The organism is Streptomyces sp. NTH33 (genome assembly GCF_003236365.1).
In the GTDB taxonomy this organism is placed as follows: domain Bacteria; phylum Actinomycetota; class Actinomycetes; order Streptomycetales; family Streptomycetaceae; genus Streptomyces.
Window position 1 is genome coordinate 1 of the sequence record NZ_POTZ01000140.1, and the last position, 14,685, is coordinate 14,685.

Genomic DNA, 14,685 nt, shown 5'->3' on the forward strand with positions numbered 1-14,685 from the left:
TGTGTATAAGAGACAGCCGCACCGCGCCGGGCCGCACAACACGCCTGGCCGCACGACGTGTTCCGGCCGCGTCGGCCGGCCCCCGCAGACGCCCCCGCGGGGTCACCGCTCGCGCGTACGGGGGCGGTCCGCGAGTGTGTCCAGGTGTTCCGGCGCGGTCAGTGCGGGGGGCGTGGGAGCAGTGTGCGGGCGGTCAGGGCGAGGGTCACCTCGACCAGGTCGGAGGGACGGGAGAGGGAGCACCCGGTCAGTTGCTCGTAACGGCGCAGGCGGTTGAGGACGGTGTTGCGGTGGCAGTACAGCCGTCGGCTCGCCCGCTGAGCCGAGCCGTCGCAGGCCAGCCAGGTGGCCAGGGTGTCCAGCAGGACCTCCGCGTCGGCTGGTTCGAGGTCTGCCAGGGGGCCGAACACCCGGTCGGCGAGCGCGGTGCCGAGTCCGGGGGACGACACCACTAACGCCGCGGGCAGGTGTTCGGACAGCCGGACCGTGCCGCCGGTCTCCGGGCACAGGCTCAGCGCGGTGTCCGCCAGTCTGCGGGCCTCCCCCACGGCGGCCAGCCCCCGCACGGCGCTGCCGACGCCCACCCGCGCTCCCGGCGCCTGCTCGTCCGGTACCACCGGCTCCGCGCCGTCCTCGACCAGGACGATGCCGTAGTCCGCGTCCGCACCCGGGTGCCAGTGCACGCGCACATCGGGGACAAGGGCCGCCCGAGCACGCGGACATGCCGTGAGCCGGGCGCCGCCGACCGCGACGACCAGGTACCGGCCGTGCTCCGGCAGGCCGAGTGCCAGGGCTGCCTCGGGCAGGTCGGCGATGCGGCCGGTGCCGTCCAGCAGTGTCGCGGCCAGCAGCCGCACCCGGTCCTCCCGCCGCCGGGCGAGGTGCCGCTCGGTGTGCCGGTAGGCGTCGGCCACGAGGATGCAGTGCTCGTCGACGAAGTCCCACACGTCGGACGCCACGTGCACCAGCAGCCGTACGTCCTCGGGGGCCGTCCGGGAGGTCTCGTCGACGAGGCTCTGCCACACCAGTGAGCCGCCCAGCCGGAAGGCGTGCAGCAGCGCGTCCAGCGGCAGCCCCTGCTCGGCGCGCGTGGCGCCGATCCTCCAGGAGCAGCGGCGTGCCGCGTCCCGGGTGCCGCACGGGTCCAGCAGGGAGGTGACGCTGTACCGCAGCGAGCGGTGCGCTTCCTGCCAGGTGGCGGTGGCGTCCTCCTCCACCGCCGCCCGGTACGCGGGCTCCCGCTCCTGCAGCAGGGCGAGCAGGCGGTCGGTGAGCCGGGGCAGGTCGTCCAGCAGTGCGCGGGCGGCGCCGTGCAGCACGCGCAGCGCGTCGGCGTCGATCAGCGACCGTCCGCGCCGTGCCCGGGTCCTCGGCGCGGGCACGGGTCCGTGGCGAAGCAGAGTGCGTGGCCGTACGGCGTGTTGCATGACACATCTCCCCCAGGGTCGGCTTCCGGCGGCGCCCGCGCGGCAATCCCCGTACCGGCGCCCGGCCGGCCGCGGAACCCGTGGGCCGGCCACCGCCTGATCGCTCTGCCCCGAAGGATGGCATACCGTCCGGTCGGTCCCTAGAGTTGTGCACTGGTCTTTTCCGCCCGCACCGCCTGTTCGACCAGCCGCACCAGTTCGACCCGTGAACGGACACCGAGCGCGGCGAAGACGTTCCGCAAGTGATAGTCGACCGTGCGCGTGCTGACGGACAGGCTGAGCGCCACCTCCCGGTTGGTCGCCCCCTCGGCCACACACCGTGCGATACGCAGTTGCTGCGGGGTCAGCCCTGACAGCTCTCCCGCTCCGTGCCGGGACGGCTCCCCGGCCCCGCCCGGGGCCGCTCCGTTGGCGCGCAGTTCCGCGGCTGCCTGCTGCACCCACGGATGCGCGCCGCAGCGCTCGAAGCCCATCAGCGCCTCCCCCAGACGCACCCGCGCCTCGCGCAGCCGGCGTCGGCGTCTCAGCCACTTGCCGTGCAGCAGTTCGGTGCGGGCCCGCTCGAAATCACCGGCCGTCCCGTCATGCCGGTCCAGGGCACGCCGGTACAGCTCGCCCGCCGCCTCCGGTACTGCCAGCAGCGCGCGGCAGCGCAGGAGTTGGGCGGGGGCCTGCGGGTCGGCACCACAGGCCGCCCAGAGGGCGAAGTCCTCAACCACCGTGCGGGCGTGCTCGGGTCGGCCGGCGAGTGCCGCGGCCTCCACGAAGCAGGGGACGGCGAGCATCCACACCGCGAAGTGCCCGCGCCGCGCACCGGGCAGTACCAGCGGCCCGAGCCGGTCGGCGGCCTCGCGGGGACGGCCGGCGCCCAGGTCGGCGCGGGCCGCCGCCCAGTGGGCGAGCGCGGCGGCCTGGGCCAGTCCGTGCCGCCGGGCCGTGGAGAGCGCCGCCGTCACATGCTCGGCGACGCGCTCCCCCTCTCCCTCGATCGATGCCGCGAGGGCCAGGACCGCGTGGTGGTGGGCCGCGGTGTTGCGCTGTCCGGTCCGCCGCGCGGTGCGCAGCCCCTGTTCAGCGTGGGTGCGGGCGAGCTGGTGCCGGCCGGCGCGCAGTTCGGCATAGGCCAGGTACTCCAGTGCCCTCGGTTCGAGGGCGGCGGATCCGAGGGTCCGGGCCGCCGCAAGCGCCCGTGCCCCGGCCCGGCGGGCGGCGGTCACGTCGCCGAGCATCAGGGCCGCGGCGGCCGAACGCAGCAGCCGTTCGGGCCCGGAGGCGGGCCGGCCTCGGTCGACTACGCGTTTCAGCGGATCGGCGGCGAGGTCGAAACGTCCCAGAAGGACCGCGCGCATGCCGTCGCGGTAGTCGCGGAGCAGGGCGGGGTGCTCGGGGCGGTGCGGTGCCGCCCTGCTGCCGCGGGCGGTGCCCGGGACGACGCCGGTGCCGGCGGCGGCGGTGCCGGTCGCCGCCGCGGCAGTCCCGTCGGCGGCGGTGGGGGTGCCGGTGCCTTCGCCGGCAGCGGGGGTGTCGTGGCCGAGTGCCGCGAGACAGGCCGTCAGGTCACCGGCGGACCATGCCGCGTCCGCCGCGCCGAGGACGGCGGACGCGGCCTCCGCCGGGCTGTGACCCGTCAGGAGACTGGCGGCGAGCAGGAAGGACTCGCGGGCGTCGTCCACCGGACCGTCCGTCAGCAGCGCCTCGCCCCGCAGCAGTTCGGCACGGCCGCGGACCGCCGCGGGCGCCCGGCCGCTCCCCGCGGTGTCGAGCAGACGCAGGGCCTCGGACGAGTGCCCCGCGAGCAGGGCCTGCCCTGCGGCGGCCGTGTACCGGTGCACACGCTCCGCGCCGTCCGGCGTCAGTTCGGCGGCCCGCACCTGGGCGGTTCGGCGCAGACCGGGTGGCGTCGCGGACGACGGGTCGGCCGCCGCGGCCGCCAGTTCGGCCGCGAGGACGGGAGCGGGGCCCGTGACGGTCCACGAGCGGTGCAGCAGTGCGGGGACGGTGTGCGCGTCGGGGAGCGCTCCGGCCAGCGCCCGGTGCGCGGCGCGGCGGCGCTCGGCCGGCGCACCGGCGTACACCGCCCTGCCGAGCAGCGCGCTGCGGAACCGGAGCCGGCCCTCGGCCAGGAGGAGCACCTCGGGCCACCGCCCTGTGCGGGGCGGCGCGTCGGCCGGGGACGTGGCGCGCCATGCCTCCGGGGCGGGTATGCCCGCGGGCCGCCCGGCGAGCCTGCCCACCGCCCGTCGTACGAGCTCCGCCTCGGCGTCCGGCTCATCGGTGGCGCGCAGCGCGGCCGCGACCGACAGCAGCAGGTCGGTCCGGTCCGGTGGCAGGCTGGTCAGGCATCGCCCCGCGACGGCGGTCAGCGCCCCGGCGTCGGCCAGGGGGCGGGGAAGCGCGCGGTGGCCGCGGAGCTGGGCGGGCGACAGACGACGGGTCAGGGCCAGCAGCAGGGCGGGGTTGCCCTGCACCTCCGTCACCAGCTCGTCGCAGACGGCCGGGTCGACGGCACCGTCCGTCACCTCGTGCAGCAGGGCCGCCGCGTCCCCCGGTGGGAGCGGGCCCAGGCGCAGCACGGGCAGCCCGGCCCACTCCCGGCCGACGGGCCGGTGTCCGGGCACGGTGAGGAGCAGGGCCGCCGGGCCGCCCGCCGAGTGCACCCGTGCGGCCACGTGCCCCAGCGCGGCGCGCGAGGCGCTGTCCCACAGGTGCACGTCGTCGACGCACACCAGAAGGGGTGTCTCGGCGGCCCTCGCGGTCACGGCGGCGAGGAGCGCCTTCGCCGCGGTCCCGTCACCGGGGAGGTCCGCGGAAGGGCCGGCGGCGTGGAGCAGGGTGCGCAGCCCGCTGTGGGGCCGGGCGGAGCGGGCCGGGTCGGCCCGGACGTGCCATACGGTTCCGGCGCGCAGGCGACGGGAGGCGAAGCCGAGGAAGGCCGTGCGGCCGCAACCGGGTTCACCGGTCACGACGCGGACGCCGCCACCGGCGTGCAGTGTGTCCAGCAGTTCGGCGATCTCCTGCCGTTCCGGTCCCGCGTGGTACCGGAACGGAGCGGATCCCGGGAGCCTCTGTCCGGTCATCTCCGCGACGTTACTCACGCGTCATGGGTGGCGGAAGGCGTCCGTCCGCACCTCGAAACCGGCTCATCCGCCGCTCCACCAGCGGGTTGTGTCCCCGAGGGCAGGACGCGGAGTGTGCCACGGCCCAGGCCCGGTGGCCCGCGGCGGTGCGCCCGCACAGCACCGGTGGCGGCCCGCACCGTGCGCGGGCCACCACCGGGCCGAGGTCCAGCAGCGCGTCAGGAGGTGTGCGGGCAGTTGCCCCGGGACTCCTCGATCGTCAGGCTCGGCCGTGGCAGCGGGCACAGGAACTGCTCGTAGCGGGTGTCTTTGTCGATGAACCGCTTCAGCCACGAAATGCTGTACTTCGCGATCGTCGTGTTGGACGAGTTGGGCGTGAAGTGGGTGGCGTTGTTCAGCTCCAGGTAGGCCCGGTCCAGTGAGGACGGCAGGCCGTTGTACAAGGGCTTGGCGTGGGTGGCGACCGGGGCGACCGTGTCGCCGTCGGCCCCGAAGACCAGGGTGGGTGTCCTGACCTCGGGCCAGGTCTTGTCGAGGTTCCAGGGCGTCAGCGGGACCGCGGCCCGGAGCGAGGAGCGCTTCTTGGCGGCTTCGAGGGTGCCGCCACCGCCCATCGAGTGGCCCATGACGCCGAGCCGGCTGCTGTCGATGCGGCTGCGCACCGAGCTGCGGCCGGTGAGGTAGTCGAGTGCGGCGAGCAGCTGGTCGCCGCGGGAGGCGGGCTGGTCGAGGGTGGTGTTCGTGTCGATGGTGAAGACGACGAAGCCCTGGGAGGCCAGGCGCGGGCCCAGCCAGGCGATGGAGGACTGGTAGGCGGTGTAGCCGGGCGAGACGGCGATCGCGCCGAAGGTGCCGTCGGCGGTGCTCGTCGGGTAGTAGATGGTGCCGCCGCCGAAGCCCGTGACGGAGAGCGGGGAGACGGAGATCTCCGAGACGGCGTACGGGCCGCGCAGCGCCTCGATGCTGGAGTCGGTCGGCGCCGGGCCGCGCTGGTAGGGGTTGTCCGCCGCGTGGACGCCGGGGCCCATGAGGGTGGTGAGGCCGACGACGGCGGCGACGGTCGCGGCCAGTCCGGCGAGCCGGCGGGTCCTGGTCCGCCCGGCACGGAGCGGCAGCGGGTTCGCGGTCGAGCCGGCGGTGCGGGTGTGGGGGTGCTGCTGCACGACGAGTGGTCCTCTCTGTCGCGGCGAGCCGCCGGTCCGGCCGGTGCACGGGGACACGGCATGGGCTGCGTCCACGCACCGGCCGGAGGCGCCGCCGATGGGCTGGCGGTGCCACTGTCGGAGAGGGAGCAGCCGGTGCGGACCGGCAAGTTCACCGGTCTCGTGCGCCGCGCCGCGCGGGTCGGGTCGTGGGTCGCGAGAACGGAGTGCTCACCGGCGGCCGCGGGCGGCTGGTCACCGCCACCCTGTTCCCGGGGCCGGTGTGTGCGGCCCACGGCCGGCCGGCGGCCGAACGCGGCTTGCGAATCCGCCGGCCCCACCACTCGGCCGGGTCTCGGAAGCCGTTGTCCGTCCGGCCGACAGCACGGCCCGCGCCCGGTCCCGGCGGCCTCCGCCGGGACCGGGCGCGCCGACGGAGGTGACGTCACGGTCCCGGGCGGGCGCACGACGTCCGGACGGCGGGCCGGGCTCCGTCCGCTCGATGTGAAAAAGCCGCCCGCGGTTGTGAGCGTTTGGTGCCCGGAGGCAATGGCCGCCGTTGTTGCCGTAGACGGCTTGACCGTATAAGTGGCGTATGCCGTGCAATCGGCAACCGGCTTACGGAGCCGGTCGAGCGCTGTCTCTCACGGCTGCGAAGGGTGCCCTATGTGGGTGATAGCATCCCCCCGTCTGTGACTTTGGCCCACTCGGCCAGGCGCTGCATTGAGGTCGGCCCGCGCTCGGCGCAACGGCGGTCGAGCCGTTCTGAGCGGTTGTGCCACGGAATCCCGTGAGGTACATCCGCCGACGGCTGCAGGCAACACGCCAGGAAAGGTTTCCATGAATCAAGACGCACTTGTTTGGTGCCTGGTTGCAGCGGTGGCGCTCGCCGTTGCAGCGGCCCTGGTGCTCAATCGCCGCAACAAGGCCATAGCGGCGAAGAAGGCCCAGGTCGAGGCCACCCTGACACAGAAGATCAGCGAGACCGAAGGGCAACTTACTGCCGTATGGGCTGAGTTGCAGCAACACAAAGCCCAGCACACCGAGACCATCCGGGAAGCCGAGGAAGCGGCGGAGGAGAGCACCAAAGCCGTCCTCAAGGGCTCCGCGCGCTTTTTGCAGAGCCTCGCCGCAGAACAGCTGGCACTCCTCGAGGAAATCCAGCGCAAATACGGCGGCCACGCGGTCCTGGGTGATCTGCTGGAAGTCAACCACGCCAATGCGCAAATGGCGCGCAAGGCACAGGGCATTGCGGTGATGTGTGGTGCGCCGCTGGGTCGCCGCAATAAAGCCGCGAGCGTTTATGACGTAGTGCGCAGCGCGCAGGGACAGATTCGCAACTTCCGGCGTGTCGAAATCATGCAGCAGACCGGTTTCGCATTGAAGGCATCCGCCGTTTCTCCCGTTGCGCTTGCCGTGGCCGAACTTCTTGACAATGCTGCCAGCTTTTCCCAGCAGGGGTCGCCGATCGAGGTGACGTTCCAGCGGGTGCAGAAGAACCTGTGCATCGTGATCGACGACGCCGGCGTCGGCATGAACGACGAGGACCGGCAGAAGGCGTCCACCCTGCTCTCCGGTGACCACCGCCCCCGTCTGTCGCAGCTGGGCAACCAGCCGAAGTTCGGTTTTCCCGTCATCGGCCTGCTGGCACAGCAGTACGGCTTCCGTGTGGACGTCACCGGCATATCCCGTTACGGAGGTGTTCGCGCGGTCGTGCTGCTGCCCGAAGAACTGTGGACCGAGGAAGAGACCGCGCCGGCCGAGGCGCCCCAGCTCAGCACCGTTCACAGCACCCCGGCCCGGCCGGAGCCCGTCACGCGTACCACGCACGGTCTGCCCCGGCGAGGAGCACGCCAGGTGCCCATCGCGAGCGTTCCCGACCACGACGACACGGCGGCCCCGCCCGCGGCGTCGGAGGAGGCCGGCCGCGCCGCCGGCCGCAGCCTGGGAGCCCTGCAGCGCGGCACGCTCTCGGGCCGGAACCTCGCCCCGGCACCGTTCGAAGGGTCCGATGACGCATGACCACAGACCTGTCGTGGATGCTCGATGACATCGTGAACAACGTGCCGAAGGCGCGGCACGCCGTCCTGCTGTCCGCGGACGGCCTCCCCCGCGGAGCGACCGACGGCATGTCCCGGAAGGACGTGCGAACCATCTCCGCCGCCATGGCGGGGATGCAGTCACTGAGCCGGGCGACCTCCCACTTCGCGGGACCGGGAGAAGACAGGCAGTGGAACCAGACGATCATCGAGTTCTCGCACGGCTGGATCTTCCTGATCGGCGCGGGACAGGGGGCGTACCTGGCCGCGGCGGCGGAGCCCGACGTCGACATGCAGCAGATCTCCTTCCGCATGCACCGGCTCGTCGCCAGGCTCGGCAACAACCTCACCTCGCTGCCCAGGGTGGACGCTCAGGACCCGGCCGAGCGGCCTGAGCACGGCGAGGACCGGCAGGAGGCCGCCGGCCGGGTCGGGATCACCATCGCCGGCCTCGACGAGGCGGTCGGCGAGGTGCGGGGCGCCCGTCACGCCGTGCTGCTGGGCTCCGACGGGCTGCCCCGCGGCGCGACCACGGGGATGAGCCAGGACCTGGCGGACACGATCTCGGCGGCGATGACGGGGATCCATGCCTACAGCCGTGCCACGTCGCAGTTCGCCGGCGTGCACGAGGACGCGCAGTGGAGGCAGACCGTGATCGAGTTCTCGCACGGCTGGATCTTCCTGATCTCGGCGGGCCGCGGCGCCTTCCTCGCCGCGGCGGCCGAACACGACGCCGACATCGAGGAATTCACAACCCGTCTGCACCAGGCGGTACCCCGCCTGGACGCATACCTGGCACCCCGTGGGGCGGTGAGCAGCAAGTGAGGGACGAACCGGACCACGACCTGGAGCTGACCTCTCCCTTAGTCCCCCTCTTCGTGATCACGAACGGGCGTGCCCTGCCTCCCGACCACGCGTACGAGCGCACCACCCTCGTCACCGCGCACGAGGGTGCCTCCGCCACGGTTCGCACGCTTTCCCCCGAGGCCCGCCAGGTTCTTGATCTGGTCATGGACGGTTTTCTGTCCATCGCCGAAGTGGCTGCTCACACGCACCTGCCTCTGGGGATCGTCCGGATTCTCCTGGCGGAGTTGGAGGAGAGCGGCCTCGTCATCACGAGGAAGCCTGTTCCCCGTGCCGAACGTGCTGATCGAGAACTCCTCAACGCGGTGCTCGACGGCCTCAAAGCCCGATTCGGAGCGTGATTCGTGTACCTGGATTCAGGCGTCTCCACCGCGGTGAAGATCCTTGTGGTGGGGCACTTCGGGGTCGGGAAGACCACGTGCATCGGAAGCATCTCCGAGATCGAGCCGCTGCGCACCGAAGAGGAAATCACCGAAGCCAGCATAGGATTTGACGATCTTTCTGGAACTCCGGACAAGACCACCACGACGGTGGCGATGGACTTCGGCCGACTGACCATCAGCGACGAAGTGGTGCTCTACCTCTTCGGCACACCCGGGCAGGAACGCTTCAAGGAGATGTGGGAGGAGCTGTCCCGGGGCGCGCTGGGCGCCCTGGTCCTCGTCGACCCCGAGCGGCTGTCCGAGTCCTTTCCCGTCCTGGACCTGGTCGAGCGGTTCGGCCTGACGTACGCCATCGGCGTCAACCGCTTCGACGGCACCACCACCTACCCGCTCTCGGAGGTGCGCGAGGCGCTGAACCTGTCGGCGGAGACGCCCGTCGTCACCTGCGACGTACGAGACCAGCGCTCCGCGGCGCAGGCTCTCATCACCCTCGTGAACCACCTTCTGTCCCTCATCCACTAGGAGCCACCCCACATGCAGCAGAGTCCCGGCATACAGGGGCCACCGCCCGGCTGCCCCGCGCACGGAAACGTCCAGCTCTACGGCCCTCGGTTCGGCTCCGATCCCGACGGCCACTACGAACACCTGCGCACCCTGGGCCCGAGCGCGCCGGTCGACATCGCCCCCGGGGTACAGGTCGAGCTGGTCACCAGCTACGACGCCGCTCTGTACATCCTGCAGAACCCCGCTTCGTTCGTCAGGGACTCGCGGCGCTGGAACGCGTTGAACGAAGGACGCGTCCCCGAGGACAGTCCGGCCCTGCCGATGATGGGCTACCGGCCCAACGCGCTGTTCAGCGACGGCGCGGCGCACGCCCGGCTGCGCCAGGCGGTCACCGACAGTCTGGCCGGCGTCAACGAGCTCCAGCTGATCCGGCAGACCCAGCAGTCCGCCGACTACCTGATCAGCCGGTTCAGCACGGACCGCCTCGGCCAGGCGGAGCTGATGGCCGACTACGCCCACCCTCTGCCGCTGCTGGTCTTCAGCGACCTGTTCGGGTGCCCGCCCGAGATCGGCGACCGCGTCATCGTGGGGATCAGCGGCATCTTCGACGGCACCCCCGACGCCGACCAGGTGCTGGGCGGTGCGCTCGCCGAGCTGATCGCCCTCAAGCGGCGCCGTCCCGGGCAGGACCTGACGACCCGTCTGATGGAGCACTCCGCGCAGCTGACCGACGAGGAGGTGCTGCACCAGCTCGTCACACTGCTCTCCGGGGGCACCGCGCCCCTGTCGGCGGCCATCGGCACCAGCAGCGCCCTGATCCTGGACGAGGACTGGGAGCCCGGGCTGCCGGTGGAGGACGCGGTCACCCGGGTCCTGTGGAACTACGCGCCGATCGCCAACTACGCGGCCCACTACCCCACCCATGACGTGGAGCTGGGGAACAGGACGCTCAAGGCGAACGACCCGGTGCTGATCTCCTTCGCGGCGGCCAACACCGATCCCCGGCTGGCCGAACACCGCGAGCAGCTCAGCGCCAAGGCCCATCTGGCCTTCGGGGCCGGCCCGCACGCCTGTCCCGCCAAGGACGCCGCGTTCATGATCGCCGTCACCGCCGTCGAGTCACTGCTCAACCGGCTGCCGGACGTCGAAGTACGCGTGCCGTTCAAGGACTTGAGCTGGGTCCCGGCTCCGTGGAGCCGTTCCCTGGTGGCTCTCCCGGTCCGGTTCACGTCCCGTACGGTGGCGCCGGTGCCCCCGCAGCAACAGCCCCGGGCGCCGGAAGCAACCGCACCCTCCGCCCCTCTCGCCCCGGCACCCGCGCCGAGGCCTGCGTCGATGTCCGCGTCCAAGCCCAGAGCAGGACTGTTCAGCCGGTTTCTGGCATGGACCCGAGGAGAGTGACGTAGTCAACTCTCCAGCGGCATAGTCATTTTGTATGTTCCGGTCATCGTCAGGGTAGGCATGGCGGCTGGTACTCAGGAAGGAGCCGTCGTGGAGACTGCGGTATCACCGCCACCCGACAGACGTTTCGCCGTTTCGTTGTTCTCGCGCCTGCGGACAGCGAAAGGCCAGGCCAACCCCTTTCCGATCTACGCGGAGCTGAGGTCGAGAGGCCCGGTCGTCGCAGCGCCCTGGGGAGGGCATCTGGTCACCGGATTCGACCTGTGCGACCGGGTTCTGCGCAGCCGTGACTGGCTGGAGCCCGACGCACGGTGGCGGGAGCAGCAGGGAGACGGCACGCGCTGGACGGCACCGTCCTCGCGTGAGATGAGCCGGACGCTGCCCGCGCTCAACCCGCCCGAGCACACCTGGGTGCGCCGGTCGGCGGGCATGTTCGACCGCACCTCCCTGCAGGAGATCAGCGGAACGGTCGGCCGTACCACGACCAGGCTCCTCGACACCCTCGGCGAGCGACTGCGCGACGGCGAGGCCGACTTCAACGCCCTGGTGAGCGAGGAGCTGCCGATCGCCACCATCGGGTACTGGCTCGGCCTGCCGACCGCGGACTTCCCCCGGCTGCGGGAGCTGACCCACGACCAGGTCTTCACCCAGGAGTTGCTGCCCTCCGCCAGCCAGCTGGCCACGTCCGACGCGGCCACGGCGGAGCTGCGTGCCTATTTCATGGAGTTGGTGCGTCACCGGCGCGCCCACCCGGGTGAGGACCCGGTGTCGCGCTGGATCGCCACGTGGGACGCCATGGAGAGCGATCAGGACAAGGCGGACGAAGCCGTCTACTTCCTCGCCCTGTTCGTGCTGCTGGCGGCGCTGGAGACCACGTCCACACTGCTGTCGACCATGACGCTGCTGCTCCTGGAACACCGCCGCCAGTGGGACTGGCTCACCGTCCATTCCGACCTGGTGCCCGCCGCCGTCGAGGAGACGTTGCGCTACGACCCGCCGACCCACGTGATCAGCCGGGTCTCCTCCCGGGACTGCGTGCTGGACGGCGTCGAGATACGCAAGGACGAAATGGTCCATCTCATGGTGGGGGCGGCCAACCGCGACCCCGCCAAGCACGAGGATCCCGAATTGTTCAACCTGCACCGCAAACCGGCGCACCTCGCCTTCAGCGGAGGCATCCACTACTGCCTCGGCGCGCCGCTCGCCCGGCTGGAGGCCCAGACCCTCCTCCGCCAGCTGGTCGGGCGGTTCCCCGGCCTCACCCTCGTGCGCCGCCCGACGTGGGCGCCGCGCGTGGCCTTCCGACGCCTGCTGAACCTGGATGTCGCCCTCATATGATGGACATGACCGACGACTTCGCCGACTTCCCGTACAAGGCGCTGCGTGTCGACCAGGAGGGGGCGGTCCTGCGGGTCCGGCTCAACCCCTCGGGTCAGGACAGCACGCTGAACATCGCGGCCCTCGACGACCTCATCGCCCTGCTCAACAGCCTCCATGAACGGCCCGACATCCAGGTGCTGGTCCTGTCGGCCCTGGGTGACGACTTCTGCCTCGGCGCCGATCGGGGCGAGTACCAGGCGGCGCTGGCCGAGGATCCGACCGGGGCCGCCACGCGCCGCATCGTCGACAAGGCGTACCGCGTGTGTGACGCCCTGGAGAACACCCATGCGGTCACCGTCGCCCGGCTGCACGGCAGGGTCGTCGGCGCCGGCCTCGCCCTCGCCTCCTTCTGCGACCTCCGCGCGGGGGCGGACACCTGCCGGTTCCGTATGCCGGAGGTGGGACTGGGCATACCCCCCGCGTGGGGAGGTGCCATGGGCCGCCTGGTCGCCGAGAGCGGAGCCGCCAGGATCCGCGAACTCATGCTGACCGGCGAGCCCTTCGACGCGGCCACCGCTCACCGGATCGGTCTCCTGCACAAGGTGGCGCCCGTCGACGAACTGGACGCGGCCGTCGACGCCTGGGTCAGGCCGCTGGTCAGGCGTTCCCCCGAGGCGCTCACGCTCACCAAGCGCATGCTCGCCGGCTACGCGCGGGCGGACCGCACCGCCGACGTGGCACTGCTCGACGCCCATCTGCTCACCGCGCAGCTCAGCCGGCCCCGGCCACAGCATGCGGTCCAGCACTCCGCCGCCTCGGTGAGCGGCCCATGACGGCGGCGGTCCCGACGAGGGCCGGCCTGCTGTCCACTGCGGTGACGGGGGCGCGACCGGGCTCGCCGTCGCGGTCCGGGTAGCACACCGAGGTCCGGGCGCCGAACGGCACTCGGCCCCTGTGGGAGCTCGGCAGCGTCCCACGGGGGCCGACGGCGTTCCGCGCCCGGCCGTCACGCCCGGCCGGACCTCATCCGCCGGGGACCGGCGTCGCCCCGCGCACCGCCCGGTGCACGGCGCGGGCCAGGCGGGCGCCCCACAGTGAGCGGGGCCCGGCAAAGGTGTGGAGCTCCTCCCCCGCACCCGGTACGCGGGCGGCCACGCACACCGCGTCGGTGGGAGTGCCCGAGCAGTCGTAGCCCGCCTCCAGCAGTGCTTGCACCTTGGCCTCGGTGGCCGTCATGACGGCGTTGACGAGGGCGGCGTCCGACAGCGCGACCGGAAGCGCGACGACGACGTTGACCGTGCCCGGAGCCTGCGGGCCGCACTCCCCCGGTTCCGGCGAAGCGGCCCACCCGCGCACCCTGACGCCCGCGGTGGCGACGGCGACGGCGCCGCCGTCGCACGCCCGGCCGTGGGCCTCGACGTCGGCGGCGGTCATCAGGCCGACTCCCGGCCCGTCCAGGCCGGCCGAGCCGGCCAGTTCGGCGAGGTGGCGTTCGGGGTCGGTACGCCGATAGCCGTGCGCCACCTGCGCGTTGAGGACCCAGCCGCGCTCCCCGATGCCACCGCCCAGCACGGCGTTGCTGATCATCCGCCACCCCGGACCGGCCGCCCACACCAGCGCGGGCAGCCGCATTCCGTCCTCGGTACGGGTCAGCAGCCGCGGGTGCGGCACACCGGCGTCCGTGGACGGCGCGACGACGGAAGTCACGGGCGGGGTCTCCTTGTTGACGGGATGCCCGCCGATGGTACGTGAGGGCCGGCCGGAGCCGACCGGGCGGGTCGGCGAACAGCGGCCAGGACACGGTCCGTTCCCGCCGGCAGCCCCGCCGGAAAGGCCTTAGTCCAGGCCGATGCGGACCGGGCCTCCGCCGGGTGAGACGCCGTCGAGCAGGCTGGAGGGGACGCGGAAGACGTGGAGGTCCTGGTCAGCGGCGGCCGGCTCCGGGCCGGCGACCTCGCCTGCTCCAACGCCCAGGCGGTGGAGTTCTTCGGCAGTCTGCGCGCCGACGCCGTCTTCCTGGGATCCGGCGGCATCGCCCCCTACGGGCTCACCGACTTCCATCTCGACGAGGTCGCCACCAAGCGGGCCATGCTCGCCAACGCCTCGCACCGCTACGTACTGGCCGACTCCAGCAAGTTCGGCCGCACGGCCGCCCATCGCGTGTGCGAGCTGACCGGCTTCGACACCCTCATCAGCGACAAGCCCTGCCCGGACGAACTGCGCACCGCCCTCGGCCGGGCCGGCACCACCGTCGTCGTGGCCTGAGCCCTGCGGCCCGGCGGCTCCTGGCGCGCGTGCCGGTGCGACACGCGGAGGACGATTCGCGGTCCGGGGTGCGTCACGGTGCATCTTTTGCGGCGCCGCACGAGTTGATACGGGCCAAAAACGTGTGATTTGGTGACGTGTCCGGCCGTGCCCGACCATGAGCTGCGTCCCGGCGATCCCGGGCACCAGTTCGAAGAGAGGCGCACCACCCCATGCACGTCACCGGAACCGTCCGCCTCTCGGCTCCGGCCCCCCAGCAGATC

Annotated in this window: 12 protein-coding genes; 8 read left to right on the plus strand and 4 right to left on the minus strand. The window is 72.4% G+C overall.

Annotated elements, in window-relative coordinates:
• Positions 1-158: 158 nt before the first annotated feature.
• The 3 genes from C1I97_RS15835 to bdeA form a co-directional block, all read right to left on the minus strand.
• Positions 159-1,427: a PucR family transcriptional regulator gene (locus C1I97_RS15835; protein WP_111003862.1), complete on the minus strand. Its 1,269-nt coding sequence runs from the start codon at positions 1,425-1,427 to the stop codon at positions 159-161.
• A gap of 140 nt (positions 1,428-1,567) precedes the next feature.
• Positions 1,568-4,504 carry a LuxR C-terminal-related transcriptional regulator gene (locus C1I97_RS15840; RefSeq protein WP_111003863.1) on the minus strand — a complete coding sequence of 979 codons (2,937 nt, stop codon included), beginning with the start codon at positions 4,502-4,504 and terminating at the stop codon, positions 1,568-1,570.
• Positions 4,505-4,722: 218 nt separating this feature from the next.
• Positions 4,723-5,667 carry a bis(hydroxyethyl) terephthalate hydrolase gene (gene bdeA / locus C1I97_RS15845; protein ID WP_111003864.1) on the minus strand — a complete coding sequence of 315 codons (945 nt, stop codon included), beginning with the start codon at positions 5,665-5,667 and terminating at the stop codon, positions 4,723-4,725.
• 819 nt (positions 5,668-6,486) lie between these two features.
• Between bdeA and C1I97_RS15850 the strand changes: the two genes are divergently transcribed.
• Genes C1I97_RS15850 through C1I97_RS15880 form a run of 7 tightly spaced genes read left to right on the plus strand, consistent with a single transcriptional unit; the run spans position 6,487 to position 12,990 of the window.
• Positions 6,487-7,668 carry an ATP-binding protein gene (locus tag C1I97_RS15850; RefSeq protein ID WP_111003865.1) on the plus strand — a complete coding sequence of 394 codons (1,182 nt, stop codon included), beginning with the start codon at positions 6,487-6,489 and terminating at the stop codon, positions 7,666-7,668.
• Positions 7,665-8,510: a roadblock/LC7 domain-containing protein gene (locus tag C1I97_RS15855; RefSeq protein WP_258382589.1), complete on the plus strand. Its 846-nt coding sequence runs from the start codon at positions 7,665-7,667 to the stop codon at positions 8,508-8,510. The genes C1I97_RS15850 and C1I97_RS15855 overlap by 4 nt, the downstream gene beginning before the upstream one ends.
• The gene (locus C1I97_RS15860; RefSeq protein WP_111003866.1) at positions 8,507-8,890 is read left to right on the plus strand and encodes a DUF742 domain-containing protein; all 384 of its coding nucleotides are present in this window, start codon (positions 8,507-8,509) and stop codon (positions 8,888-8,890) included. The genes C1I97_RS15855 and C1I97_RS15860 overlap by 4 nt, the downstream gene beginning before the upstream one ends.
• Positions 8,891-8,893: 3 nt before the next feature.
• Positions 8,894-9,454 carry a GTP-binding protein gene (locus C1I97_RS15865; RefSeq protein ID WP_111003867.1) on the plus strand — a complete coding sequence of 187 codons (561 nt, stop codon included), beginning with the start codon at positions 8,894-8,896 and terminating at the stop codon, positions 9,452-9,454.
• Between the two features lie 12 nt (positions 9,455-9,466).
• Positions 9,467-10,837 carry a cytochrome P450 gene (locus tag C1I97_RS15870; RefSeq protein WP_111003868.1) on the plus strand — a complete coding sequence of 457 codons (1,371 nt, stop codon included), beginning with the start codon at positions 9,467-9,469 and terminating at the stop codon, positions 10,835-10,837.
• A gap of 60 nt (positions 10,838-10,897) precedes the next feature.
• On the plus strand, positions 10,898-12,175 hold the full coding sequence (locus C1I97_RS15875; protein WP_111003869.1) for a cytochrome P450: 1,278 nt from the start codon (positions 10,898-10,900) through the stop codon (positions 12,173-12,175).
• 5 nt (positions 12,176-12,180) lie between these two features.
• On the plus strand, positions 12,181-12,990 hold the full coding sequence (locus C1I97_RS15880; protein WP_258382591.1) for an enoyl-CoA hydratase/isomerase family protein: 810 nt from the start codon (positions 12,181-12,183) through the stop codon (positions 12,988-12,990).
• A gap of 190 nt (positions 12,991-13,180) precedes the next feature.
• On the opposite strand, the gene C1I97_RS15885 is transcribed toward C1I97_RS15880, so the two are convergent.
• On the minus strand, positions 13,181-13,864 hold the full coding sequence (locus C1I97_RS15885) for an adenosylcobinamide amidohydrolase (RefSeq protein ID WP_258382592.1): 684 nt from the start codon (positions 13,862-13,864) through the stop codon (positions 13,181-13,183).
• A gap of 204 nt (positions 13,865-14,068) precedes the next feature.
• Here C1I97_RS15885 and C1I97_RS15890 point away from each other — a divergent pair, with 204 nt between their 5' ends.
• The gene (locus C1I97_RS15890; RefSeq protein WP_111003871.1) at positions 14,069-14,422 is read left to right on the plus strand and encodes a DeoR/GlpR family DNA-binding transcription regulator; all 354 of its coding nucleotides are present in this window, start codon (positions 14,069-14,071) and stop codon (positions 14,420-14,422) included.
• Positions 14,423-14,685 lie beyond the last annotated feature (263 nt).

Coding starts and splice junctions, on each gene's coding strand:
- C1I97_RS15835 (WP_111003862.1), bottom strand. CDS start 1,427: ATGCAACACGCCGTACGGCCACGCACTCTGCTTCGCCACGGACCCGTG.
- C1I97_RS15840 (WP_111003863.1), bottom strand. CDS start 4,504: ATGACCGGACAGAGGCTCCCGGGATCCGCTCCGTTCCGGTACCACGCG.
- C1I97_RS15850 (WP_111003865.1), top strand. CDS start 6,487: ATGAATCAAGACGCACTTGTTTGGTGCCTGGTTGCAGCGGTGGCGCTC.
- C1I97_RS15855 (WP_258382589.1), top strand. CDS start 7,665: ATGACCACAGACCTGTCGTGGATGCTCGATGACATCGTGAACAACGTG.
- C1I97_RS15870 (WP_111003868.1), top strand. CDS start 9,467: ATGCAGCAGAGTCCCGGCATACAGGGGCCACCGCCCGGCTGCCCCGCG.
- C1I97_RS15875 (WP_111003869.1), top strand. CDS start 10,898: ATGGCGGCTGGTACTCAGGAAGGAGCCGTCGTGGAGACTGCGGTATCA.
- C1I97_RS15880 (WP_258382591.1), top strand. CDS start 12,181: ATGACCGACGACTTCGCCGACTTCCCGTACAAGGCGCTGCGTGTCGAC.